Origin of the sequence: Demequina sp. (genome assembly GCF_024642165.1) — a bacterium.
GTDB lineage: Bacteria > Actinomycetota > Actinomycetes > Actinomycetales > Demequinaceae > Demequina.
This window is the reverse complement of the sequence record NZ_JAHEBP010000114.1, coordinates 1-6520: the sequence shown is the minus strand read 5'-3', so window position 1 is coordinate 6520 and position 6520 is coordinate 1. Positions and strand designations below refer to the sequence as shown.

General features: G+C 73.0%; 5 protein-coding genes. 3 read left to right on the top strand and 2 right to left on the bottom strand.

From position 1 onward, the window contains the following. Window positions 1-141: 141 nt before the first annotated feature. Window positions 142-1581: a pyridoxal-dependent decarboxylase gene (locus Q0L54_RS09600; RefSeq protein ID WP_296667606.1), complete on the bottom strand. Its 1440-nt coding sequence runs from the start codon at window positions 1579-1581 to the stop codon at window positions 142-144. 97 nt (window positions 1582-1678) lie between these two features. Here Q0L54_RS09600 and Q0L54_RS09595 point away from each other — a divergent pair, with 97 nt between their 5' ends. Together Q0L54_RS09595 and Q0L54_RS09590 are read left to right on the top strand one after the other, a co-directional pair. Next, entirely contained in the window at window positions 1679-3079 is a 1401-nt protein-coding gene (locus tag Q0L54_RS09595; protein WP_296667602.1) for a PLP-dependent aminotransferase family protein, read from the top strand. A 90-nt stretch (window positions 3080-3169) separates the two neighbouring features. Further along, a complete protein-coding gene (locus tag Q0L54_RS09590; RefSeq protein WP_296667601.1) occupies window positions 3170-4036 on the top strand; it encodes a DUF3800 domain-containing protein in 867 nt (288 codons plus the stop codon). Window positions 4037-4048: 12 nt separating this feature from the next. Here the strand turns inward: Q0L54_RS09590 and Q0L54_RS09585 are convergent, their stop codons facing one another. After that, a complete protein-coding gene (locus tag Q0L54_RS09585) occupies window positions 4049-5413 on the bottom strand; it encodes an aminopeptidase P family protein (protein ID WP_296667599.1) in 1365 nt (454 codons plus the stop codon). A gap of 95 nt (window positions 5414-5508) precedes the next feature. Between Q0L54_RS09585 and Q0L54_RS09580 the strand changes: the two genes are divergently transcribed. Beyond that, on the top strand, window positions 5509-6333 hold the full coding sequence (locus tag Q0L54_RS09580; protein ID WP_296667597.1) for a PHP domain-containing protein: 825 nt from the start codon (window positions 5509-5511) through the stop codon (window positions 6331-6333). Window positions 6334-6520: the final 187 nt, after the last annotated feature.

Below are 6520 nucleotides of genomic sequence, written 5' to 3'. Positions count from 1 at the left end.
CCCACCGCGTCGCCGATGGGGTCGAAGACGGGGGTGCCCGCGAGGCGCGCGACGTAGACGCGGTCGACTCCGGTGCTCATGCGCACAGCCTAGTCCCGGGGTGCCGGAACTCCCGGGATGCCAGGCAGGCCGCCCGCGACCTCAGCCGCGGGCCCGCTCCCAGCACGCGAGCAGGGCCTCGACGCTCACGCGCACGTCGTCGGCGGTGGTGGCCTGGTCGGACACGGAGATGCGCATCGCCCTCCTGCCCTTCCAGACGGTGCCGCCGGCCCACATCGTCCCCTCCGCCTGGGAGGCGTCGATGACGGCAGCCGTCACCGCATCGTCCCCCCGCCCTCCGGGGGCCTCGCCGAACGCCACGAGCACCTGGTTGAGGGCCACGGGCGCGAGCACGTCCGCGCCCGCGGCGGAGAGCGCGTCCGCGAAGGCGCGGGCGTGGGCGCACGTGCGCTCGACCAGGTCGGCGACGCCGGATCGCCCGTTCGATGCCAACATCGCCCAGGTCTCGACGCCGCGGGCCCGCTGGGACATCTGCAGTCCCAGGTGGATGGCGGGCCGCTCATCCGCCGCGGCCAGGTAGGCCGCCTGCATCGACATCGCACGCTCCAGGTCCGCGCGCTCGCGGACGATCGCGATGCCCGAGTCATAGGGCACGTTGAGCCACTTGTGGGCGTCCGTCCCCCAGGAATCGGCGAGCTGCACGCCCGCGACCTGGTGGCGCAGCGCCGGCGAGGCCTGGGCCCACATCCCGAACGCGCCGTCGATGTGCACCCAGCCGCCGCGCTCGCGCACGCCGGGGATGATCGCCTCGAACGGGTCGGATGCGCCCGTGTTGACGTTGCCCGCCTGGAGGACCACGAGCGTGAGCGCGTCCGTGTCGGCGGGGAAGGCGGCGGGGTCGATCGCGCCGTAAGCATCCGTGGCCACACGTTCCACGCGGTCCACGCCCAGGCCGGCGAGGCGTAGCGCCTTGAGGGCGGAGGCGTGGCACTCCTCGCCGGTGACGATGCGCAGCGGAGGGGCGCCGAACAGGCCACGCTGGTGCACGTCCCAGCCCGCACGCGCCAGCAGGGCGTCGCGGCCGGCGATGATGCCGGTGAGGTTGGCGAGGGTGGCTCCGGCGGTGAAGGTGGCGGTGGCCGTGGCGGGCAGGCCCAGGAGGTCCACCACCCACCCGGCGGCGACCTCGTCGAGCGCGGCAGCGGTGGGCGACATCACTGGCAGCGCGGCGTTCTGATCCCACTGCCCCGCCAGCACCGCGGCGGCCGCGGCGGCGTTGTCGACCCCTCCGTTGACGAAGCCGAAGTAGCGCCCCATCGACTGCGCGACCGTCGCGGGCGAGCCGAACGCGTCGAGCTCCGCGAGCACCTCGCGCGCGTCGATCCGGCCGTCCTGGAGCGGCCGGCGGAAGACGTCGAGCGCGGCGACTGCGGCCGGGGTGGGTGCGACGGGACGATGCGCGGCGCCGGCCAGGTACACGCCCGCCCGGCGGGCGGCTTCCGTGACGAGCGCGATGCGCTCGCGGGTGAGGGCGAGTGAACGCGGGCTGGTGAGGGCCGGGGTGAGGTCGACGGTGCTCATGACCACCATGGTGCGTCGACTGGCACCGGAGCGAAAGGGCCACGGCGGACACGTCTGGCACTTGCCCAAGGGGGCCAGTAGGCGCTGAGATGGACCCATGCGCACCACCGCCGATCAGCTCTCCGGCGTGCTCGACCACTGGAAGTCGGGCACCGGACCGCTCTACCACCAGCTCTCCGACGCGATCGTGTCGCTCGCGGAGGCGGGCTCCCTCGAGCACGGCTCGCGACTGCCGTCGGAGCGCGCGCTCGCCGCGCGGCTCCACCTGTCCCGCAACACGGTGACCGCGGCATACCAGCGGCTGCGGGACCAGGGCTGGCTCGAGGCGTCGCCGGGCTCGGCGCCGCGGCTGGGCACCCGCTCGCGCGGGGTCACGGCGCTGACGGCGCAGGACCGGTTCTCACGCATCTTGGTAGGCCAGCAGGAGCCGCTCGTGGCGCTCAATACGGCGTCGCCGCCGCCGGCGCCGGTGGTGTCCGAGGCGCTCGCGGCGCCGGAGCGGTTCCTCGGCGGCGTCGCGGCGGTGGGCAACGGCTACGCGGCGCTTGGGGACCGGGACCTGACGTTGGCGGTGACGGACCACCTGCGCGCGTCCGGGCTCGCCGCACGCCCCGATGAGGTGGTGCTCACCGCCGGTGCCCAGCAGGCGTTGTGGCTCGCGGTGACCGCGCTCGCGACCTCCTCGACCCCGGTGGCGCTGGAGTCCATCACGTACCCCGGGGTGTTCGACGCGATCGCCGCGGCCGGGTCCAGGCCCGTGGCGCTGCCGATGACCGAGGCGGGCCTCGACGTCGACGGCTCGATCAAGATGCTGAGGGCCGCGCGCCCCGACCTCGCCTACGTCACCACGTTCAACAACCCCACCGGCACGGCGCTGTCCGACGCGGACGCGGTGCGCCTTCTCGACGCCGCCGCGTCCACCGAGACCACGGTGATCGACGATCGCACCATCGGCGAGCTGGCCCTCGCCGGCGACCGTCGTCGCCCCTTCGCGGCCCTGGGGACGGCGGCCTCGGTGGTGACCGTGGGCGGGCTCTCCAAGGTGTTCTGGGGCGGGCTGCGCATCGGCTGGCTCCACACCAACGCGACGCTCGCCGCCCAGCTGCGCCACCGCCGAGCCGCGATGGACCTGGGCAGCCCGGCGCTGTTCCAGCGCGTGGGCGCGCGCCTGCTGCGCGACCACTTCGAGGACACGCTCGCGTGGCGGCTCGAGTCGCTGCGCGAGTCGCTCGACGCAACCCTGGAGGCGATCGCGGACGCGGGGCTGGACTGGGAGGTGGTCGAGCCCGTGGGCGGCCCGTCGCTGTGGGTGCGCATGCCGGGTGCCTCCGCCGAGCGATTCGCCGAGCGGGCCGAGCGTGCGGGCGTGCCGATCGTCGCGGGCGCGGCGTTCTGCGTGGTGCCCGGTCAGGGCGCGGACCGCTTCCGGCTGCCGTTCTACCTCCCGCCCGAGCAGATGCGGCTGGGGATCAAGACGCTGGCCGACAGGGCGGCCTAGCGGCGGGGCGGCCTGGGGCTGCGCGCCTGACCGCGCGGCGAGCCGGGCGCAGCCGGTACCGTCGAGTGAGGCGACGCCCAAGGGGGGACGATGCTGCTGTTCTACGTGGACGAGTCGGGCGGGACCTCGATGAGGTTCGCCGCTCCCACGCATGGGCGGACGCGGGCGCCGGGCGCCAGCGAGCTGTTCGTGCTGAGCGCGGTGGGCGTCCACGACTCCTCCCGGGAGCCGCTCGCGCTCGAGCTGCAGGCGGTGAAGGAGCGTGCGTTCGGCGACGCGGCCGCGCGGCTCGAGTGGGGCGACACGGAGCTCAAGGGCAAGCACCTGGCCCACCTCGACCACAACATCCGCGACGGCGCCCACGACGACGTCCCGGCGGGCTACGCGGCGGTGGACGATCTGCACCGGCTCCACCTGCTGCTGCGGGACTTGGGGCAGGTGTTCGCAAAGTTCCGGCCGCTGGTGTTCTCCGTGGTGGTGGACAAGCGGGCGATCCTCGAGTCCGGTTCACGCGCCAACCCCCTGGGAGCCGCCTACGCGCAGCTGTACGCGCGGGTCGCGCTCACGCTGGAGCATGTCAATCGCGGCGAAGGAGCCGTCTTCGTCGCGGACCAGCAGGACGAGCACGAGGCGTACTTCAAGAGCGGTGCGATGCGCGAGGACCTGCGGACCCTGACCTCGAAGGGCAAGAACCGGCCCAACTTCAGGCTGCTGATCGACAAGCCGGTGTGGATCGACGCGGGGCTCAGCACGTGGGATCGCGAGCTGATCCAGCTGGCGGACCTGGTCGCGTACGCGAGCTACGAGTGGTACAAGATCCGCGCCGCGCCCGCCTCGCGCCACTTCCTGTGGGACAAGATCGAGCCGTGCTTCGCGGCACACTGGAACACCACCAAGGCGCAGGGCGGCGGCATCATCGTCTACCCGGATCCCGGGAAGTACCCTCCCGTGCGGTGATCGCGGGGCGGGTCATCGCCTCAAGCGACGCATCCACTCCTCGATGGCGTCCGGGTCCCGCGGGAGCGCCGCGGACAGGTTCTCCACGCCGTCCTCGGTGACCAGCACATCGTCCTCGATGCGGATGCCGATGCCTCGCAGCTCCTCGGGCGCCACCAGGTCGCCCTCCTGGAAGTACAGGCCGGGCTCGATGGTGAAGACCATGCCGGGCTCGAGGATGCCCTCGCGGTAGAGCTCGGCCTTGGCCTCGGAGCAGTCGTGGACGTCGAGTCCAAGGTGGTGCGAGGTGCCGTGGACCATCCAGCGGCGGTACAGCTTGGACTCCGGATCGTCCGCCTCCGGCACGATGCCCCACTCGGTGAGGCGCCTCTCGATGACGGCCATGGCGGCGAAGTGCACGTCGAGGAACCGGACCCCTGGCTTGGCGGCGGCGAAGGCCGCGTCCGCCGCCTCGAGGACCACCTCGTAGACCCGGCGCTGTGCGGGGGAGAAGGTCCCGTCGACGGGGAAGGTGCGGGTGATGTCCGCGGTGTAGAGGCTCTCGACCTCCACGCCGGCGTCGAGCAGCAGGAGGTCGCCCTCGCGCACCTGACCCGTGTTGGAGATCCAGTGCAGCGTGGTCGCGTGGGGGCCCGAGGCGGCGATGGTCTCGTACCCCACCGCATTGCCCTCTTCGCGCGCGTGGCCGTCGAACGTCGCCTCGACCACGCGCTCGCCGCGCTTGTGGGCGATCGCGCGGGGCAGCACGCCCACCACGCGCTCGAAGCCCGCGATGGTCGCGTCCACCGCGTCACGCAGCTGTTGGACCTCGTACTCGTCCTTCACGAAGCGCATCTCGGCCAGCGCCACGCGCACCTTCTTGCGCGGGTGCGCGGCGAGGCGGATGGGCGGGAGGTCGGAGAGCGGCTTGGTGGCGATGCCTGTCATGGCCGTGAAGTCGGCGAGGCTCGGGCGGCGACCGATCCAGAACTCGCCGGACCGGGCGTCCGAGTAGAAACCCTCGTGGCCGGGCCCGACCGGAGGGATCAGGTACAGCGTGGCCTCGTGGCCCTCCCCCTCGCGCGGCTGCATGACCAGGATGGCGCCCGGCTCGTGGTCGATGCCCAGGCCGGTCAGGTACGTGAAGTCCGTGGTGGGGCGGAACCGGTAGTCGGTGTCGTTGGAGCGCACCTTGAGGTTGCCCGCGGGGACCACGATGAGCTCGCCGGGGAACAGGGCGCTGAGACGCTCGCGGCGCCGCGCGGCGTAGGGTGCCGCCGCGATCCGCGTGACCTCGATGTCCTCGTGCGGGGCCCAGCGGGACCCCATGAAGTCCTTGAATTCGGCGGAGGTGGGGCGGGTGGCGCGGGACCTGTTGGTCTCTTCCTTGTCGTTCACCGGTCCATGGTCGCACGGGGGTGGGGGGACGATGCGCGGTGGCGCGGGCACGGCATCGTCCGTGCGGGTGAGGGTCGCCGCGACATACTGGCGACGTGCGCATCGACCTCCATACCCACTCGACGGTCTCCGACGGCAGGGGCGCGCCCGCCCAGGTGATGCGGGAGGCCGCCGAGGCCGGGCTCGACATCGTGGCCCTGACGGACCACGACTCGACGGACGGCTGGGAGGAGGCCGCGGCGGAGGCGGACCGCCTGGGGCTGGGGTTCGTGCCCGGGATCGAGGTCTCGGCGAAGGACCGCTGGGTGTCGATCCACATGCTCGCGTACTGGCCGCGAGGGGACGATGCGGCGCTCGCGGAGATCCTGGCGCGCACCCGCGAGGCGCGGGTGGGCCGGGCGCGGACCATGGTCGAGCGCATCGCCGTCGACTACGCGCTGGAGTGGGAGGACGTGGTCGCGCGATCCGGCGACGCGGCCACGGTGGGACGGCCGCACATCGCGGATGCCATGGTGGCGAGGGGGCACTTCGCGTCGCGCGACGAGGTGTTCGTCGAGGTGCTGGCGAACCGGTCGCGCTACTACGTGCACCATTACGCGCCTGACGTGCACGAGGCGGTGCGCGCCATCCGGGCGGCGGGCGGCGTGCCGGTGTTCGCCCACCCGGGAGCCCATGCCCGAGGTCGCGTGGTGCCGGACTCGGTGATCGCGTCGCTCGCGAAGGCCGGGCTGGCGGGGCTCGAGGTGGACCATCGCGATCACGACGCGTCGCAGGTGGAGCGGCTCGCGGCGCTCGCCGGGCGGCACGGGCTGATCCGCACCGGGTCCTCCGACTACCACGGCACGGGCAAGCCCAACCGGCTCGGGGAGAACCTTACGTCGGTGGCCGCGTACGAAGCGTTGGTCGCTCAGCGGGCGTAGGCCGGAGCCTGGCGACACTCAGCCGCACCGTTAAGTGGATTCTGCTCGAAAAGCGACACTCAGCCGCACCGTTGATGGGCGCCGCACCGCTGATGGGCGCGGGCGATCACGGTCGGGTCACTCGGACGCGGGCTGCGCCTGGGGCGCCGCGCCATCGCCGGAGCCGCCCGAGCGGCGACGACGGTTG